Source organism: Streptomyces sp. NPDC046122 (assembly GCF_056429965.1).
The window spans coordinates 107,525-122,736 of the sequence record NZ_JBWKLQ010000009.1 but is presented as its reverse complement, the minus strand read 5'-3'; the positions used below and the strand labels follow the sequence as shown (position 1 = coordinate 122,736).

Annotated in this window: 15 protein-coding genes; 11 read left to right on the top strand and 4 right to left on the bottom strand. The window is 69.4% G+C overall.

Translation table 11 applies throughout. From position 1 onward, the window contains the following. Positions 1 to 362 precede the first annotated feature (362 nt). Entirely contained in the window at positions 363 to 797 is a 435-nt protein-coding gene (locus tag AC07FK_RS23610; protein ID WP_479106902.1) for a VOC family protein, read from the top strand. Between the two features lie 673 nt (positions 798 to 1,470). Here AC07FK_RS23610 and AC07FK_RS23605 read toward each other — a convergent pair. After that, entirely contained in the window at positions 1,471 to 1,650 is a 180-nt protein-coding gene (locus AC07FK_RS23605; protein ID WP_479106901.1) for a CsbD family protein, read from the bottom strand. Positions 1,651 to 1,955: 305 nt separating this feature from the next. Between AC07FK_RS23605 and AC07FK_RS23600 the strand changes: the two genes are divergently transcribed. The 6 genes from AC07FK_RS23600 to AC07FK_RS23575 all read left to right on the top strand — a co-directional run bounded on the left by AC07FK_RS23600 (position 1,956) and on the right by AC07FK_RS23575 (position 6,946). After that, complete coding sequence (locus AC07FK_RS23600) at positions 1,956 to 3,143, top strand: PP2C family protein-serine/threonine phosphatase (protein WP_479106900.1); 1,188 nt, start codon at positions 1,956 to 1,958, stop codon at positions 3,141 to 3,143. Positions 3,144 to 3,202: 59 nt separating this feature from the next. Continuing rightward, a complete protein-coding gene (locus AC07FK_RS23595; RefSeq protein WP_479106899.1) occupies positions 3,203 to 3,610 on the top strand; it encodes an STAS domain-containing protein in 408 nt (135 codons plus the stop codon). A gap of 300 nt (positions 3,611 to 3,910) precedes the next feature. After that, positions 3,911 to 4,378 carry a MarR family winged helix-turn-helix transcriptional regulator gene (locus AC07FK_RS23590; RefSeq protein ID WP_479106897.1) on the top strand — a complete coding sequence of 156 codons (468 nt, stop codon included), beginning with the start codon at positions 3,911 to 3,913 and terminating at the stop codon, positions 4,376 to 4,378. A 264-nt stretch (positions 4,379 to 4,642) separates the two neighbouring features. Then, a complete protein-coding gene (locus tag AC07FK_RS23585; protein ID WP_479106896.1) occupies positions 4,643 to 5,836 on the top strand; it encodes a PP2C family protein-serine/threonine phosphatase in 1,194 nt (397 codons plus the stop codon). A gap of 340 nt (positions 5,837 to 6,176) precedes the next feature. Then, complete coding sequence (locus tag AC07FK_RS23580) at positions 6,177 to 6,404, top strand: DUF5133 domain-containing protein (protein WP_479106895.1); 228 nt, start codon at positions 6,177 to 6,179, stop codon at positions 6,402 to 6,404. Positions 6,405 to 6,574: 170 nt separating this feature from the next. Further along, positions 6,575 to 6,946: a VOC family protein gene (locus AC07FK_RS23575; RefSeq protein WP_479106894.1), complete on the top strand. Its 372-nt coding sequence runs from the start codon at positions 6,575 to 6,577 to the stop codon at positions 6,944 to 6,946. 154 nt (positions 6,947 to 7,100) lie between these two features. Here AC07FK_RS23575 and AC07FK_RS23570 read toward each other — a convergent pair whose 3' ends face one another. After that, positions 7,101 to 8,696, bottom strand: coding sequence for a sulfite oxidase (locus AC07FK_RS23570; RefSeq protein ID WP_479106893.1), 1,596 nt, complete (start codon positions 8,694 to 8,696; stop codon positions 7,101 to 7,103). A gap of 327 nt (positions 8,697 to 9,023) precedes the next feature. Here AC07FK_RS23570 and AC07FK_RS23565 point away from each other — a divergent pair, with 327 nt between their 5' ends. After that, entirely contained in the window at positions 9,024 to 9,491 is a 468-nt protein-coding gene (locus AC07FK_RS23565) for an ATP-binding protein (RefSeq protein ID WP_479106982.1), read from the top strand. 162 nt (positions 9,492 to 9,653) lie between these two features. On the opposite strand, the gene AC07FK_RS23560 is transcribed toward AC07FK_RS23565, so the two are convergent. Together AC07FK_RS23560 and AC07FK_RS23555 are read right to left on the bottom strand one after the other, a co-directional pair. Further along, the gene (locus tag AC07FK_RS23560) at positions 9,654 to 10,061 is read right to left on the bottom strand and encodes a VOC family protein (RefSeq protein WP_479106892.1); all 408 of its coding nucleotides are present in this window, start codon (positions 10,059 to 10,061) and stop codon (positions 9,654 to 9,656) included. 390 nt (positions 10,062 to 10,451) lie between these two features. After that, positions 10,452 to 11,267: a sulfite exporter TauE/SafE family protein gene (locus tag AC07FK_RS23555; RefSeq protein WP_479106891.1), complete on the bottom strand. Its 816-nt coding sequence runs from the start codon at positions 11,265 to 11,267 to the stop codon at positions 10,452 to 10,454. 617 nt (positions 11,268 to 11,884) lie between these two features. On the opposite strand from AC07FK_RS23555, the gene AC07FK_RS23550 reads away from it, so the two are divergent. From AC07FK_RS23550 to AC07FK_RS23540, 3 genes are all read left to right on the top strand, one after another. Beyond that, positions 11,885 to 12,277, top strand: coding sequence for a TOBE domain-containing protein (locus tag AC07FK_RS23550; RefSeq protein ID WP_479106890.1), 393 nt, complete (start codon positions 11,885 to 11,887; stop codon positions 12,275 to 12,277). An 86-nt stretch (positions 12,278 to 12,363) separates the two neighbouring features. Next, the gene (gene modA / locus AC07FK_RS23545; protein WP_479106889.1) at positions 12,364 to 13,179 is read left to right on the top strand and encodes a molybdate ABC transporter substrate-binding protein; all 816 of its coding nucleotides are present in this window, start codon (positions 12,364 to 12,366) and stop codon (positions 13,177 to 13,179) included. A 77-nt stretch (positions 13,180 to 13,256) separates the two neighbouring features. After that, positions 13,257 to 15,191: an ABC transporter permease gene (locus tag AC07FK_RS23540; protein ID WP_479106888.1), complete on the top strand. Its 1,935-nt coding sequence runs from the start codon at positions 13,257 to 13,259 to the stop codon at positions 15,189 to 15,191. Positions 15,192 to 15,212: the final 21 nt, after the last annotated feature.

The following is a 15,212-nucleotide window of genomic DNA, read 5'->3' as shown; positions in this document are numbered from 1 at the left end:
CTGCTTCCTGGCTCACATGGTGCGGGCAGGCGGTGGCACGGTTCGTACTGGGAGGCTCACCCATGACGGGTCGCTCACTCCTTCTCTGTTGCAGCGCTGAGGACCAGTGTCCCCAATCTCATGGTAAAGAGGCATTAAAGCCGCATGTATGTCGGACGGGTCCGCACCGGAGTCGTTCCCGGGCCTTCTGGGCCCCACACTCCCGCCCGCGCCGCCGCATCGCCGCTCAGGCTTTGGGCGGCCGGACCGGCAGGTCGGCCTCCACGCGACTTGGCAGTGGCTTGCAAGGACCATCCCACTCGTCAACATGCTTGTCTTTGCTGGGAGATGAGCAGCAGAACACTCCCTGCTATGGTGCGCCGATGTCATCGATCAAGCAGTTCCAAGTCACCTTCGACTGCGCGGACCCTGAGCGCGTCGCTCGTTTCTGGTGCGAGGTGTTGGGGTACGTCGCACCGCCGCCGCCGAAGGGATTCGCTACTTGGGACGATTTCAATCGTTCGCTGCCTCCTGAGCGCCGGGGGGAATGGTTCGCATGCAGCGACCCCTCGGGTGTGGGCCCGCGACTGTACTTCCAGCGCGTACCCGAGGGCAGGGTCGTCAAGAACCGGGTGCACCTTGACGTGCGGGTCGGCACCGGGCTCGTGGGCGAAGAGCGCCTGGCCACGCTTGAGGCCGAATGCGCACGTCTGGTGGCGCTCGGCGCGGTGTGCGTGCAAGTGCTGCGCGCCGATGAGGACAACGAGTCCTGCATCGCGATGCAGGACATCGAGGGCAACGAGTTCTGCCTCGACTGAGCATCCTGACGGGCGTAGATCACCTCTCGGTGGTCCCGATGGCACACCCGGACAAACGAGCACACGATCCGGAGGGAGTGACTACACGCAGCCGGTTCCATCGGCTTCAGCTCATGCCGCAGGGAACTCACTGATCTCCGCCTGGTCGGCGCCGCCCCGGGCCGCTGGAGGAGAGGGGCGAGCATGCAGTCGTACTCGTCCTGCACATCGTCGGCGACGCCGATCGGATCCCACTCATTGAGCAGATGCCGCAGGCCGTTCTCGGTGACGTCGGTTCCCGCTCGCATCGCTCCAGGGTGCCACCCCGGAACCGCCGTCATCACTCACCCCCACCTTGGTCCAAACGGAACCGCATGGTCGAAGGCGGCGGGCTACCGTCGCCTTCCGACTCACTGACGCCCAACCGCGGGGGGTTGGAGGGCACCCGGCGCGATCGGTGGTACCGCGCTGAGCCAGAGCGCTTCGTGCTTGGCGTAGGTCGAGCAGCAGACCGAACTCCTCCAAAGCGATGCTCTGGACGTCCTTCGCAGTCGCGGGCCGGTTGCTGTTCGGGCGATGCGCAGCATGCCGTCGACCGGAACTCGGGGCAGCCGGTCGGTGGCTCAATGGCGCCCGGGAAAGAGCCACTGACCGGCTGCCGGACGCCGATGGTCACACGTCCGCGCCGAAGAGATCAGTGCTTGAAGACGTCCTTGATCTTCTCCTTGGCCTGGCGGGCATCGCCCTTCGCCTGTTCGGCTCGGCCTTCGGTTTCCATCGACTCGTCGCCGACCGCTCGGCCGGCGACCTCCTTCGCCTTGCCCTTGGCCTGCTCGATCTTGGCCTCAGCCTTCTCGTCCGCCACCGTGCTCACGTCCTTCGTTGAGGGGGTTGGGCGCCTTACACCTGACCGCTGTTCCGGCGGTCAAACGGTGCATCCGGGCGGACGTCAGGGGACCGCCGGGAGCTCAGACACTCCGACAGCCAAGGTGCGTGCTGTGTCGGTCCCGGCTGCCCCGAAGCCCGGGCGGGCGTCAACGGGAAATGGGCGATTGCCGCATGGCAATGGTATCCATGCGGCAACATTCTGTCGCGTGTCAGGAGGTGGCGCCGGGGTACCAGAGCGCCCACCCGACTGTCGCACCAGATGTCTTACAAAATGACCATTAACCCAATGAAATGACCGTGACCGTGAGAAACTTCCTGGCTGTAGGGCGAGCAGTGCGCACCGCCGCACCTCACGACCTGCTGGGCAGAGTTCGCGCCGCGATGGCCGAGTATTACGAGGCCATCGAGGTCAATCTCCTGATGGCCGACTACGCCCTCACCGTTTTGCAGCCGGTCACGGCTCTGCCGCACACGGCGGAGCCGCTGCCGGTGCATTCGACGCCGGAGGGGCGCGCCTTCGGCAGTCAGGCACCGTACGAGCAGCATGTGACCCGGGACGGGGCGGTCGACCTGCACCTTCCGGTGACGGTCCGCGGCGACCGGCTCGGGATTCTGACCGTGCGTCTGCCACCCCACCGCTGCACGGACGAGACCATCGAAGAGCTCACCGAACTGGCTGAGGTCCTCGGGCACGAGATCGTCGTCGCCTCGCGGGACACCGACCTCTACCTGCAGGCCCGCCGCGCCAGCAGGCTCACCCTGGCGGCGGAAATGCAGTGGCAGCTGCTGCCGGCCCGGGCGTGCAGACGCGAGGAGTACGCCATTGGGGCCCAGCTGGAGCCCGCCTACGCCATCTACGGTGACAACTTCGACTGGTCCACTTCGGCGGAATCGCTCACTCTCATGGTCACGAACGGGATGGGTGAGGGCATTCAGGCCTCCCTCCTGACCAATCTGGCCGTCAACGCCCTGCGCAACGCCCGCAGGGCGGGGATCGACATCGAAGACCAAGCGGCTTTGGCCGACCAGGCCATCTATGCGCAGTACGGCGGAGCGGAGTACGTCTCGACGCTGCTGCTTTCTTTTGAGCTGGCCACGGGCCGCGGGCGCGTCGTGGATGCCGGCTCGCCCCAGTTGTGGCGCCAGCGGGACAAGAAAGTGGAGCGTGTCGAGTTCGAGGCTCAGCTCCCGCTGGGGATGTTCGACGAGACGGCCTACCTGGCCCAGGAGTTTCACGCGCTGCCGGGCGACCGGCTGATCTTCGTCAGCGACGGCGTCTACGCGGCCGTCTCCAAAGCCGGCGAGACGTACAGCGAGCACGCGCTCGCCCGCGCCATCCATGCCGCCAGTCTTCTGCCCGCCGCCGCGGTGCCGAGGGCCGTCCTGCAGGAGCTGGCCTCCTACCGTGACGCCGAGGCCGAAGACGACGCCATGGTGCTGTGCCTGGACTGGTTCGGCCGCACCCCCGCCACCTCCTGAACCCTGTTCCCGGGTGAGCCGGTCGGCCCCCTGGTTCCGTTCTACGCGACCACCCCTCGATGAGCAGCGGTTCGAGCGGTGTTCCCCTCCTGCGCCTGGGCGACGTCCTGGTCACCGGGCTGCTCAACGAGCTCGACGACAAGGCCGCCCTGGCCTTCACCGACGAGCTCACGGCGCGCATCGTGGCCGACAGGGCGCGCGGCGTACTGATGGACATCTCCCGCCTGGAGATCATCGATTCCTTTGTCGCCCGCACCCTGATGGAGCTGACCGCGATGGCCAGACTGCTCGGGGCGCGGGTGGTCGTCGCCGGCATGCGGCCGCCCGTCGCCATCACCCTCGTGGAGCTGGGCGTCGAGCTCGTCGGCGTGGAGACCGCACTGAACGCAGAGCAAGGCATGGCCATCCTGGGCCGGCGCCCAAGTCCGCAGCCCCCGGAAGGGGCCCATCGTGACTCGACTCCCTGACACCGGCACCACGACCTCTTACTCGGGCCACGGGCCCGAAGCGGCAAAACCCGTCCCGGAGGGCGCCGCGCCCTCAAAGCGGTGCTCGGCACGGAAGAGGATCTTCTGGCCGTTCGGCACGCGCTGCGCACAGCCACCCTCGCGGTCGGGTTCGGCATCGTCGACCAGACACGGGTGGTGACCGCGGCCAGTGAACTGGCCCGCACAGCCCATGCCAGGTCAAGCGACTGTAAAAACAGACGTCAAGCTGTCAATATGGCACCTATGCTTCGCACCCCACACACCGCATCCCATGAGCTGATGGCTCGGGACGTGTGTGCAGTGCTGGAACTGCTGCACATTCTGTGGGGCCGGGGCCAGGAAGCCGTGCCTTCAGCCCCGCTTTCACCCTCGCAGCTGCGCGCGCTGACCGTCCTGGAGGGCCAGGACGGGGTCAACCTCCGGGCTCTCGGGGAAGCACTCGGGTCCCGGCCGTCGTCCGTGAGCCGCCTGTGCGACCGCCTGGAGGCCGCCGGACTCGTCGAGCGGCTCCCCAGCCCGACCAGCCGGCGGGAGATCGAGGTCCGCCTGAGCCGGCGCGGGCGCGCCCTCCTCGCCGACGTCCGTACACACCGCGGGAGCGAGATAGAAGCGGTGCTGCAGCACATGGCCCCCGCAGGTCTGTCAGCACTCGCGGAAGGGCTGGAAGCCTTCAAGAGCGCCGCGGCCACCCGGATCGGCCTGGGCGAAGCCGAACCAACGCACCTGCGTTCCTCGCACACCGGCTGACACGGCGCAAGCGGCACGAGGCGGAGCCGGGGAACAGCGGAGCAACCGGCGACAGCGCCGGGCCTCCCCGCTCTGCCCATGCTGTGGAACCGCCGCCGACACCTCGGTACCTTTGCGGTATGACAACGGTCGCTTGAGAACACGGCGGTGAAAGCCGCTCGCCGACGGGAAAAGTCAGGTTCCCGGGGTACACCAGAAAACCGCGGGCCATCACAGATCACGCCGTTTCGCGCAGTCCCACGCCGAGGTAAGGGAACCCCCATCATGGTCAGCCAGCCCGGTCGATGGCTCGGAGCGGCCGAAAGCGCCCTGCGGGCGGCCCCGCCCAGCAGCCTGCTGTCCGCGGCGGGCACGTTGCTCGCCGATTACGTGAACGCGCGCGCCGTGACCCTGCTTCTGGCGGACTACGGCCTGAGCGTGCTCCAGCCGGTCACCCATCTTCCGCGCACCGGCGAGACGGTACCCGCACGCGGCGACCATCCCGCCAGCCGGGCGTTCGCGGCCCAGGCCGCCGTCGTAGAGGTGACCGGGGAGCCCGGCATGGTCACCACCCACCTGCCCATCACCGTCCGGGGAGACCGCCTGGGAGTCCTGTCCGTGCACCTCCCGGAGACGGTCGCGGCAGCTCCTCGCGTGCTGGAACTGGCTGCCTTCGCCACGGCGTTCGGTCACGAGCTGCTGACCGCCGAACGCGACACCGACCTCTACCTCCAGGCCCGCCGACGCAAGCGCCTGACCCTGGCAGCGGAAATGCAGTGGCAGTTGCTGCCCGGCCGCGGATTCGCCCGCGAGGAGTACACGCTGGGAGCCCACCTGGAGCCGGCGTACGCGATCGGCGGAGACAACTTCGACTGGAGTACCACCGAAGGCCAGCTGACCGTGACGGTCTCCGACGGCAGCGGACAGGGCATCCAGGCCGCCCTGCTGACCAATCTCACCGTCAGCGCCCTGCGCAATGCCCGCCGCAGCGGCATCTCCCTGGCCGACCAGGCATGCCTCGCCGACCAAGCGGTCTACGGCGAGTACGGCGGGGCCCTGCACTCGTCGACCCTGCTCCTGCGTTTCGACCTGGCCACCGGACAGGTACGCGCGGTCGACGCGGGCTCACCACAGCTCTACCGCCTCCGCCAGGACATCGTCGAGCGGGTCCCACTCGAAGCCCAGATGCCGCTGGGCATGTTCGAAGAGACCGAGTACCACGAACAGTCACTGCACATCGAACCCGGGGACCGCCTGATCATCGTCAGCAGCGGCGTGCACAGCGCCCTCTCGGCGGACGGCAAGCTGTTCGGTGAAATCGCCCTGCGCGAAACCATCGCCGCGACGCGCGCCTCACCGCCCCACGAGACCGCGCGAGCCGTCGTCGACGGGCTGGTCCAGTATCACGGCAGCCACGACCTGCCCCACGACGCCGCCGTCGTCTGTCTGGACTGGCGTGGCAGGCCCGGCACCGCCTGAGCCACGATGCTGCGGCGTCGGAGGGCGAGTCGTCCTCATCCGGTGCCGTCGGCGTTTCAGCCGTCGCCGTGACTGGCCCTTGAGTAAGCCCGGAGCCCCCTGCAGTGACGAAAGCCGTGGAGACGTGGAATGAGAAGCCTCCTGCCAGGTGGACACCAGCGCTCCCGCTGTCTCAGCCACCTCGGCGGCCACCGAGTGCAACGGCTCGTCCGACCGTGCCGCGCCGTCCATGCCGGCACAGTCGGGCAGCGGTGCATGCCGGACGTGAGCGGGGGTACTTGCCGTCTCGGCCAGGAGGGGACGGCGCCTGCGTCGCAAACCGTACGAGAGGAAACCGCACATGCTGATGGCTCACCCTGACGTGCTTGCCAGGCTCGTCGAGGAGTACGAGACGCTGCGGCTGCTGCATGCCGAGGCCGGCAGCCCGGAGGCGCAGCAGCGCATGGAGGATGTCGTCTACACCCTGTGCGTCTCGACCGGGACACGTGACGTCGACACCGCACTCGTCGCTGCGCGCCGCCAGTTCGCAGAAGCCCGTCCGGCGGACGACACACTGATCCCCGCCTGACGCGGAAAGCACGGGGCGGCATCCGAGTCATACCGCCGCAGGGGCCGTGGTCACTCCCGTGGCGATCGGCGGCCTGCTTGAGTGGCCCGACTGGCAGGGCGGTTTTGCCGATGAGTTCACCGTCCTCGAACGGTCTGCCCAGCGACACGACCGTTCTCGACAGGAGTGCCATGTCCACCATTCAGCCAGTGATCTTGACTGCCGACCACGACGTACTGCGCGGCTTCTATACGAAATTGTTCGGCGCCGAGGAGATCTTCCGGGTACCGGAGGAAGGTCCGGCCTTCTACCTCGGCTTGCGCATCGGCGACGCCGACCTCGGGCTGGTGGCCAAGAATCCGGGGGCGGAGACCGGGGTGGCACCGCGGGTCCTGCTCAGCATCAGTGTCGACGACGTCGATGACACGCTCGGCCGGGTGAAGGCGCTGGGCGGCTCGGTCCACGGCGGCCCCAACGACATGCCGTGGGGACAGCGCGTCGCCCACATCCAGGACCCCGACGGCAACCCGGTGAACCTCACCCAGCCGATCCCGGCACAGTGACGGTGTGCCGGGTGCTTGTGCTGGTCATGAGCTGCCTGCAGGAGAGATGATTTGCCGGTAGTGGCCTCGATGTTCGTCAAGACGAGCAGCGCGCGGCGCCGGTGGGTGGCGCGGGCGGGGCCAGTGCGGAGCTCGGTGAGTGGGCTGCCTTGGTTCAGTCCACGCTGACGACGACCGAGTGCCAACCGCTCGCGCCGTTGGGAATCGTGCGGGTCCGCTTCTCCGTCTGGACTGCGCCAGTGCGGTCGGTGGCCCGGACCGTGAGTGTGTGGCCGCCGGTCGTGGCCTTCCAGGGGAAGGACCACTGCCGCCACGTGTCGGTCGTGGCCTCGGCGGCGAGGTCGGCCCGCTGCCAGGGGCCGTCGTCGATACGTACCTCGACCCGCTCGATTCCGCGGTGCTGCGCCCAGGCAACCCCCGCCACCATCACGGTGCCGGCCCTTGGCCGGGCGAACGGCTTGGGCGTGTCAATACGCGACTGGGTTTTGATCGGCGCCTTGCGGGCCCACTTGCGCTTCACCCAGTACGGGTCGTACGTGTCGAATGTCGTCAGTTCGATGTCCTCGATCCACTTGCAGGCGGAGACGTAGCCGTACAAGCCGGGGACGACCATGCGGACAGGGAAGCCGTGGATGAAGGGGAGCGGTTCGCCGTTCATGCCCACGGCCAGCATGGCGTCGCGGCCGTCCATCACGTCCTCGACCGGCGTGCCGAGCGTCATGCCGTCCACCGAGCGCGCCACCAGCTGATCGGCCGGCCCGCCCCGGGACGGCGGCCTGACGCCGGCTTCCTTGAGGAGGTCGGCCAGGCGCACGCCGATCCAGCGGGCGTTGCCGACGTAAGGGCCGCCGACCTCGTTGGAGACGCAGGTCAGGGTGATGTCGCGCTCGATCAGTTCCCGTTCGAGCAGATCCTGGAAGGTCACGGTCAGCGGGCGCTTCACCCCCTTGCCGTGGATACGCAGCCGCCAGCCGGCCGCGTCGACCTTGGGGACCACCAAGGCCGTGTCGACCCGGTAGAACTCCTTGTTCGAGGTGGTGAAGGAGCTGACCCCCGGGACCCGTACCCGGGTGCCTTTTGGCAGTGGGGCGGCGGGTGAGTCGGGTGCGGGCAGCGTGATGCCGGCGCGTGAGGCGACAGCCGCCTGCGTACGGGTTCCGTTCAGTTTGCGGCCCACCGCGCCGGCAGCGGTCGATGCGGCCGCCACGGCCGTCGCGGCGCCCAGGAAGCCGCGCCGGTTCCATCCGGAACCTGCCATCGTCGCAGGTGAATCCGATGGTTGATGCTCTGAGCCGCTCAGTAGGCCGATGAGCCAGTACAGGAGGGCCGCGCCGGCCAAGGCGCCCACCACGGAGGGCAGCGCGTCGGAGAGGCCGGTGGAGTCCGGGCGGCTCGTCGCGGCAGCTGCCCCGACCACGCCGAACACCAGAACACCCGCGGCGCCGAGTCGTCGGAACCGCAGGGCCAGTACGCCCAGGGCAAGTGCCAGGAGTGCCAGCGTGAGCAGGATGCCGAGCTGCAGGACCAGCTTGTCGCTCTCACCGAAGTTCCGGATCGCCCAGTCCTTGACGGGGGCCGGAGTACGGTCGATGGCGGCCCCGCCCACCGCCGTGACCGGCCCGGCCTCCGGCCTGACCGCCGCCGAGACCAGCTCGGCGACGGTGAGCGCCGCGTACCCGGAGAGCAGGCCGCTCAGCGCGGCGAGAGCGCTTCGTGCCAGGGTCGTTCCGTTGATCCTCACGCCGTTCATTCGGAACCGCCGACTGGTCGGATTGGTCGATCTTCGGGGCGGGGCGGGGCGGTGCCTGCGGACACCGGCCACGGAACCGGACACTGAGCATTGGCCGTTCGCAGCCGTTCGCAGCCGTTCGCGGCCCGTATGGCCTGCCGACTGTTCACCGGAGAGGTACTCCAGCGGCCCCCGGTCGCCAATCCGGTCGGGCCGCAGGCGCGAATGCAGGGTTGTGAGGGAGAGGGTGCGGTCTCGGCACCCGAACAGGCCGAGGCCGCACCAGCGTGACCCCGGCCCGTGCTCGCTCGCACCCATCCGCCGGCGAGCCGGCAACGAATCAAGGACATGAAGGCTGATAGTTCGGTTTCGTCGCTCCTTGGCTGTGGCAGCTGTCTCCTTGCCTCACCCACAGGAGCGATCGTACGAGCCGAGACCAGAAGGCAGCTGGAGCGTTGGAACCTGGGGGAGGCCGCCGGTGAGGACGTCCTGCTCGTCGTGACGGAACTGCTGGCCAACGCCGTGCGCCACGGCGTACCACCCTGGAGCGCCCGGATCCGGTTCGTCGCACAGGAGAGCGGACGGTGCTGCGTCCGGCTGGAGGTGGAAGACGCCGGGCCTGCTTTCGACGTCGAGCGGGTACGCGCGCACTGGCGACACCCGTCGTTCGCCTTCACCGACGGAGGACGGGGCCTGTTCCTCGTGGACGCCCTCGCCCGATCCTGGGGCGACACGCCTTCCCGTCGTGGCCATACGGTCTGGGCGGAACTGGACATCGTCCCATCCGATCCGCCCACGGCAACGAAGCGACCCTGATCCGGTCGCTCGGCTGCGCGACAGCTGATGTCCAGGACCAGGCGTGCAGGACAGGCCACGGTCCCCCGACACGCATGCGTGCGGGGGCCCTTTGCGGAACCGTAGGGGCCCCCAGGCCGCAACGTCCCGCCCCTGTTTCGTCCTCGCGTCCCGGCTGAGGGGTCAGGCGTATTTGCCCAGGTCGCTGGCTTGGAGGGCGGCCTTGTCGTTGAAGCCGATGACGTAGCCGTCGGGGTCCTTGATGTAGAACTCACGCTGGCCGGTGTGGTCGTCGGTCAGGGGCTTGACGATGTCGGCGTGCCGGCGGACCTGCTCGTAGGTGCCTGGGAGATCGTCGACGGAGAGGTAGAACATACCGGCGAAGCCGACCGGCTGTTCGTTGAGGACCGGCAACCACTGCTTGAGGTCGTCGTTGCGATAGATCATGGCGCAGAACTCGCCCTGGTACAGCAGCATGTGGATGTCGTCGCCGGGGCGGGAGGTGCTGGAGTCGGCGGTGAAGCCGAGCTTCTTGTAGAAGTCGAGACTGGTTGCGGTGTCGGTGACGCTGATACACGGGGCAAACGGCACGAGAAGGGTCCTTCCTTCCAGCGGATGATGTCTGTTCTCGTTGTGCCACGGGTCGGGCTGGACAGCGTGCGGGCGAAGCCGGGCGGGTGAACACGTTCCGGCAAGATGACCGTCGTAGCCCCCGCCGAGCCGGTCACTTCGTCTGCCGAGCCGGCCACGTCTCCCGGGGCGCCCTCCGGGGAGTGGTGGAACGCTCCCGGTCAGCTGGCCGTTCCCACCGCGCGCAACAGATCCGCACTGCACGTCTGACCTGGTGGAACGCCCGCCCATAGCCGGAACGGGGGCGGGTGACGCACCCGTCGGTCGCACCCGTCGGTCGCACCCGTCGGTCGCACCCGTCGGTCGCATCCGTCGGTCGCGCTCCGGGTGGGAGCGGTTGTCCGGGCGCGGTCAGTCGTGGCGGGCGAGTTCGACCGCGGAAACGAGCAGGATCACGGCGAGCGCGGGAATGAGCACCAGGTCCGGGAAGACACCCAGCAGCAGCCCGCCAAGCACCGCTCCGGCGACCGAGCCCGCGGCCATGACCAGAGTGAAGCGGAGGTTGGCGCCCAGCACCGCGAAGCTGCCGTCACGGCTGTAGCGGGCGAAGGCGACCAGCATCGTCGGCAGGGAGACCAGCAGGGAGAGGCTTCCCGCGGTCTTGATGTCCTCCGCGAACAGCAGCACGATCGTCGGGATCAGCAGCTCGCCACCGGCCACGCCCATGAGCGCCGCGACCACCCCGATGCCGAAACCTGCCACGACCCCACAGGGCACCTGCGCCCACAGCGGCAGAGCGAGCGTCCCCAGGGCGGTGGTGTGCGTGACGACCAGGGCGGCCGCCATGAGCACCATCAATGCGGCCAGCACCTTGTGGAGAGTGGAGGAGCGCATGCTCACCGCCCAGGACGCTCCGGCCCAGGCGCCGAGCAGGCTGCCGGCCAGGAGGTTGACGGCGACTGGCCAGCGTGCGGCCACCTCGGCGGCTGGGACCGCTGCCAGCCGGGCGGGCAGCGCGACCAGGACCACGACGAGGCTCATTGCCTTGTTCAGGATGACGGCCGAGAGCGCGGCGAACCCGAAGAGGCCGATCAGCAACGGCAGGCGGAACTCCGCGCCGCCCAACCCGATCATCCCGCCCAGAACTCCGATGGACGCGCCGGCGCCGAGCACGACGGATGTGGAGTGCGTCGGGCGGAGGGGAGCGAGGCCCTGGTCAGCGGTCACACGGCATCCTCGCTGGTGACCGCCCCCGCCTGCTACGGCGCAACCCGACCTTCGAGGGAAGGCACCAGGTGTCCGGTCAGGGTTCGTCCGGACCTCTGAACCCCCGGCGCGGCAGCGCGGGGGCACGCGGGCCGTGCTTCGCACGCACCTGGGGTTGAAGGAAGTCACCGCCACGAATCCGCCCATGGGCGTGCGGAGCTTGACGCGTCCGCCCGCCCACGGGCGCCCAGGGGCGTGCCTCTGTGGCGTTGCCACCGGTGCCCGTCAGCTGTATACGGCTGTTCGACGGAGACTTCCTGTCCGTCGAGCCGGGCCGTGGTGAAGATGGGTGTCCGCAGGCTCGGCCGCGGCGCCCATGCCGTCTCTTTCGCTACCCGTGGACGTGCGGCACGGCTCGGCGGCTTTGGGGTTGACCGTCCGACCAGTTCGGCACCCGCTGTGTCAGCGCCGTCACCGGGATCTGGGTCGGCGCCTGTCGCATTCCGGGCGCCCCTTCGTGCACACGATGAGACCCGTGCGCTGCACTTGGTCCTTTCCTCCAAGCCACCTCTCATATGCGATGGACGGTCCTACAATTTTGTTGCAGATGAGAGCCTGATCGCCCTACGGTGTCGCACATGCAGTCCTACACCATCGGTCAGGCCGCCCGTCTGCTCGGCGTCAGCCCCGACACCGCGCGTCGCTGGGCGGACGCCGGCCGGGTCGCGACCCACCGCGACGAGAGCGGGCGCCGTGTCATCGACGGCCGGGCGCTCGCCGCCTTCTCCGTGGAGATCGCCCAGGGCGCCACCGACGACGACGCGTCCTACACCTCGGCGCGCAACGCCTTCCCGGGCATCGTCACCGCGATCAAGCTCGGCGATGTCGCGGCCCAGGTCGAGATCCAGGCCGGGCCGCACCGCCTGGTCTCCCTCCTCACCCGAGAGGCCGTGGAGGAACTGGGACTGGAAGTCGGCATGCAGGCCACCGCCCGCGTGAAGTCGACCAGCGTGCACATCGACCGCACCTGAACCTCACGCAGTACCGGGGCCCGCAGCTGTCGCGCGGCCCTCACACGCCCTGCATCTTCCTTTCGTCTCCAGGAGTCCACAGCCTCATGTCCGTCACCCGTTCCTCGATCAGACGCCGCGGTGCCGCTGTCACCCTCACCGCAGCCCTCCTCGTCCCCCTCGCCGCCTGCGGCAACGACGACACGAAGAAGGACACCGGCGGGGACAAGTCCTCCGGGTCCGCGAGCGGCGCGCCGGCCGCCCAGCTGACGGTGCTCGCGGCCGCATCCCTGACCGATGTGTTCAAGACCGCCGGCGCCGCCTACGAGAAGGCACACCCCGGCACGAAGATCACCTTCTCCTTCGCGGGCTCGCAGGCACTCGTCGCCCAGGTCTCGCAGGGCTCTCCGGCAGACGCGCTGGTCACCGCCGACACCAAGAGCATGGACAAGGTGAAGGCCGATGCGGGCAGCCCGACCGTCATCGCCAAGAACCGCCTCGTCATCGCCACCGGCGAGGGCAACCCGCACAAGGTCGACGAGCTGAAGGACCTCGCGGACACCGAGCTGAAGGTCGTCCTCGCCGCCCCCGAGGTGCCCGCCGGCAAGTACAGCAAGCAGATCCTCGACGCCCAGAAGGTCACGGTGAAGCCGGTCTCCGAGGAGCTCGACGTCCGGACCGTGCTCGGCAAGGTCGAGCTCGGCGAGGCAGACGCCGGACTCGTGTACAAGACCGACGCCGAGAGCGCCCAGGACAAGGTCGACGCCGTCGAGATCCCCGACGCGCAGAACGCCATCGCCGAGTACCCGGCGGCTACGCTCAAGGGCTCCAGGAACGCCGAGGCCGCTGCCGCCTTCGTCGCCTGGCTGTCGTCCGCCGAGGGGCAGAAGATCCTCCAGGACGCCGGCTTCCAGAAGCCGTAAACCCTCCGGATCGCGAGAGGGCTGCCCGTCCGGGGGGAACGGGCGGCCCCTCCTCCCTCACGTCTTCGGGATCATCGATGAGAAGAGCAGGCACCCGCACCCCCGGCGCCCGTGCGCCCCTGACTCTGGTGCTGCCCGCGCTGCTGGCGGTGGCGTTCCTCGCGCTCCCGCTGGTCGGCATCCTCGTGCGCACCGAGTGGGGTGGCCTCGCGGAGCACTTGAGTGCACCGGGAACCGTCGAGGCACTGAGGCTCTCGCTGGTCGTGTCGTTCTGGGCACTGGGGCTCTCCCTGCTCCTGGGCGTCCCCCTGGCCTGGCTGCTGGCGCGCGTGCCGTTCCCCGGCAAGGCGTTCGTCCGCTCGCTCGTCCTCCTGCCGATGGTGCTGCCACCCACAGTCGGCGGCGTCGCCCTGCTGCTGGCTTTCGGACGGCGGGGCCTTCTCGGCCCCTGGCTCGAAGGCACCTTCGGCATCACCCTCCCCTTCCACACGTCCGGTGCCGTCCTCGCGGCGACCTTCGTGGCCATGCCTTTCCTCGTCATCAGTCTGGAAGGCGCCCTGGGCGGGCTGCGCCCCCGGTACGAGGAGACGGCCGCCTCGCTCGGCGCCTCGCCGGTACGGGTCTTCTTCACCGTCACCCTGCCGATGGTCGCCCCCGGCCTGATCGCGGGTGCGGCGCTCACCTGGGCCCGCGCGCTCGGCGAGTTCGGCGCCACCATCACCTTCGCCGGCAACCTCTCCGGCACCACCCAGACCCTGCCCCTCCAGGTCTACCTCCTGCTCCAGGACGAACCGGCAGCGGCCACCTCTGTCTCCCTGCTCCTGCTCGTCATCGCCATGGCAGTCCTCATCGCACTGCGCGGCCGCTGGACGGGAACCCCCACCGAGCGCCGACCCCGGCTCGTGGCCCTCGACGAAGCGGGATCCCCGGACGTAACGTCCGGCCCGGTCGACGCCACCCCGACCGCACCGCAGGAACTCTGGTCCTTGGAGGCCGAGGTCACCGGTTTCACCCGACTCACTCTCGACGCCCGACCCGGCACCACCATCGCCGTCGTCGGCCCCAACGGCGCAGGCAAGACCACACTGCTGCGCGCCCTCCTCGGCCTCACACCCCGGGCCCACGCCACACTCCGTCTCGGTGGCACCGACGTCACGCCCCTGCCCCCGCACCGCCGCCACGTCGCGTGGGTCCCGCAGGACGGCGCCCTCTTCCCGCACATGACGGCCCTCGCCAACACGGCGTACGGTCTGCGCGTCCAGGGCACCCCCCGCATGGAAGCCCGCCGCGCCGCCCAGGAGTGGCTCGACCTGCTCGGAGTCGGCCACCTCGGCCACCGCCGCCCCGCCCAGCTCTCCGGCGGGCAGGCGCAGCGGGTGGCGCTCGCCCGCGCCCTGGCCGCCAGACCCCGGCTCCTCGTCCTGGACGAACCGCTCGCCGCGCTCGACCAGACCACCCGCGCCCACGTCCGCCACACCCTGCGCACGCACCTCGCCGGCTTCGGCGGCGTCTGCCTCATCGTCACCCACGACCCCGTCGAGGCGGTCTCCCTCGCGGACCGGGTCCTCGTCCTCGACGAAGGGCGCGCGCTTCAGGACGCCTCACCGGCCGAGGTCGCCCGCCACCCCCGCTCGCCCTGGGTCGCCCGCATGCTCGGCCGCAACGCCTGGCCCGGGATCGCCACCGCCGACGGCCTCGAACTCGACGGGGGCGGCACGCTGGTAGCCGCCGACCCGCCGCCGCCCGGCACCCGGGCCCTCGCGGTCATCGCCCCCGAGGCCGTCTCCGTCCACCGCGAAAGGCCCGGCGGCAGCCCCCGCAACATCTGGCCCGGCACCGTCCGCGAGATCACCGCGAGCGGCAGCAGGCTGCGCCTCCTCATCACCTCTGACCAGGCACCGGACGTCGTCGCGGAAATCACCCCGCAAGCCGCCGCCGATCTCGGCATCGCCGAGGGCACGCCCGTCTGGACCAGCATCAAGGCGACGGAGACGACCGTCGTAGTCCTCTGACCGAAGCACCTTCGTATCCGC

Excerpts from the sequence above, each read along its gene's own strand:
- AC07FK_RS23610 (WP_479106902.1), top strand. The coding sequence starts at position 363 with ATGTCATCGATCAAGCAGTTCCAAGTCACCTTCGACTGCGCGGACCCT.
- AC07FK_RS23600 (WP_479106900.1), top strand. The coding sequence starts at position 1,956 with ATGACCGTGACCGTGAGAAACTTCCTGGCTGTAGGGCGAGCAGTGCGC.
- AC07FK_RS23595 (WP_479106899.1), top strand. The coding sequence starts at position 3,203 with ATGAGCAGCGGTTCGAGCGGTGTTCCCCTCCTGCGCCTGGGCGACGTC.
- AC07FK_RS23590 (WP_479106897.1), top strand. The coding sequence starts at position 3,911 with ATGGCTCGGGACGTGTGTGCAGTGCTGGAACTGCTGCACATTCTGTGG.
- AC07FK_RS23585 (WP_479106896.1), top strand. The coding sequence starts at position 4,643 with ATGGTCAGCCAGCCCGGTCGATGGCTCGGAGCGGCCGAAAGCGCCCTG.
- AC07FK_RS23580 (WP_479106895.1), top strand. The coding sequence starts at position 6,177 with ATGCTGATGGCTCACCCTGACGTGCTTGCCAGGCTCGTCGAGGAGTAC.
- AC07FK_RS23575 (WP_479106894.1), top strand. The coding sequence starts at position 6,575 with ATGTCCACCATTCAGCCAGTGATCTTGACTGCCGACCACGACGTACTG.
- AC07FK_RS23570 (WP_479106893.1), bottom strand. The coding sequence starts at position 8,696 with ATGAACGGCGTGAGGATCAACGGAACGACCCTGGCACGAAGCGCTCTC.
- AC07FK_RS23565 (WP_479106982.1), top strand. The coding sequence starts at position 9,024 with ATGAAGGCTGATAGTTCGGTTTCGTCGCTCCTTGGCTGTGGCAGCTGT.
- AC07FK_RS23550 (WP_479106890.1), top strand. The coding sequence starts at position 11,885 with ATGCAGTCCTACACCATCGGTCAGGCCGCCCGTCTGCTCGGCGTCAGC.
- modA (WP_479106889.1), top strand. The coding sequence starts at position 12,364 with ATGTCCGTCACCCGTTCCTCGATCAGACGCCGCGGTGCCGCTGTCACC.
- AC07FK_RS23540 (WP_479106888.1), top strand. The coding sequence starts at position 13,257 with ATGAGAAGAGCAGGCACCCGCACCCCCGGCGCCCGTGCGCCCCTGACT.